Source organism: Variovorax sp. P4_D9, from assembly GCF_056401695.1.
The window spans coordinates 1-1,778 of record NZ_JBFUIU010001294.1 but is presented as its reverse complement, the minus strand read 5'-3'; the positions used below and the strand labels follow the sequence as shown (position 1 = coordinate 1,778).

Sequence of the window (1,778 nt, the reverse complement as noted above, 5' to 3'; positions counted from 1 at the left end):
CTGCGCAGGGTCCAGCCCAGCAGCTGTGGCCGCCAGCCTGAAGGGCTTCTGAAGCGCGATCGTGTGGCCTGACTTCGAGAGGGGCTTGCCCTCCCTCGTCGTGGCGCAGGGGAACAGCCACTCGGTGGCCGGCGGCACCGATTCTTCCACGTAGGTCTCCAGGAACTTCGCCACCCGCTCGGTCATGGGCTGATCGCGCGCGCCGGCCTTGGCCTTCGGGATGTAGATCAGGCGTTGGGCGATGTTGATGTCTTCCTTGCGGATCGACAGCACCTCGGACATGCGCATCGAGGTCTCCAGGGCGATCAGGGCGAACGGGTACAGCTGAGCGTTGTCCGAGTCCTTGCACGCCGCCAGGAAGGCCTGCACCTGGTCGGGCGTGAGGTAGACGATGCGGCCCTCCCCTTCCTTCATCCGCCGCATCTTGGGCTTGGCGGTGGTGATCCATCCCCAGTCGCCGGCCTGGCTGAACAGATGCGAGAGCGTCGCGATCTCGCGGTTGACCGTCCCCGGGCTCGTAGTCCTCCCGGTATCGCGCGGCACCCTCACGCCGCTGCGCCAATCGCCCCCTGCCTGGACGACCTGGCCGAGCCGGTGCTGCTTGTACCGCTCGACGTCGAACGAACTGACCTTCGAGAGCGGGGTGGCGCCGAAGAACGGCACGAGGTGCTGCTGCAGGTGCTGCTCCTTCGTCGGGATGTTCTTGCCGCCCGATTCCTCGAGCTTCGCGATGTACTTGTCCGCGGCGTCCTTGAACGACAGGGCGACCTTGCGGCCCTTGGGCAGGGTCAGCCGATCGTGCCGGGCGTCGGTCCTGGCCTTCTCGATGAACTCCTCAGCCTGGGTGCGCGTGGTGCCGTCCGACTCGCGGCCGACGACGCGATGGATCCGCATGCCGTCGACCATGATGTTGACGCTGAAGAGGCCGTCGCCGTTCTCCATGCGCTCGAAGACGATGCCATGCTCCATCACCTTGGCGCCCGGCTTGAGCTTGCGCAGCTCGCGGCGGTCCAGCTTCACGAATGCTCTGGCCATGATCAGGGCTCCTTAGTTGGCCGCGGACTAAAGAACGAACGTGACGGATTCCGTGCGCGCTTGACCTCAGAAGCAGCTATCTCTGGCAACAAAGTGACCGCGCGGGTGAACTCGACAATAACCTGTGAGAACGGTCCCCTGTGGAATTCAAACTTGCCCTGATCCAGATCAGACGCCTCAACGAGGGCCTTTTGAAGCTCCTCCTCACCCTGGATCGCCCGCGCCACCTCCGACGGCTGAAAGTTCTTGAGAACCGCCGTCTGCAGGGCCCATGCGTACTTGCGGGCAGTCTCCATATCACGCGGCTCATCGAAGTTCCCTGCATCCTTTCCGTAGAGAGCTTGCAGGGTTTCTCGCACCATCTTCCACAGCACCTGCTCCTCGAAGGTCAGAAGAGTGGGAAACGCTTTGGCGAGACGGATCATTCGGTCCATTGGCGTCACGTCCCAAAGCACATCGGTAGCTTGTTGAAGCGTTGCCTGAACCCCATTCGAGGCCGTCAGTTCTACGCTCGTTATCGCTGCAGCAACTGCTTCTTCGATAAAGCTGGAGAGGGTTCGCCGATGAGCTCTCGCCCCGATCTCGGCCAGGTACCTCAGCTTCGGATCCAGGCGAACGGTGACGGTTTCCGATCGCGATGTTTTGGCGCCGCCACCACGCCGCTTTTCGATCTCTGCCATTCCTCTAGTTCCTTTGTCTCGATCGTTCCCTAACGATCCAAACTGCATCATAGCCACCACATG

Annotated in this window: 2 protein-coding genes; both read right to left on the bottom strand. The window is 62.4% G+C overall.

The annotated features are described in order from the left end of the window. A partial coding sequence (locus tag AC1DY5_RS54120) for a tyrosine-type recombinase/integrase (protein WP_478122437.1) occupies positions 1-1,035 on the bottom strand: 1,035 nt, incomplete at its 3' end. Positions 1,036-1,037: 2 nt separating this feature from the next. Next, the coding region (locus AC1DY5_RS54115) for a hypothetical protein (protein ID WP_478122436.1) at positions 1,038-1,778 on the bottom strand (741 nt) is incomplete at its 5' end.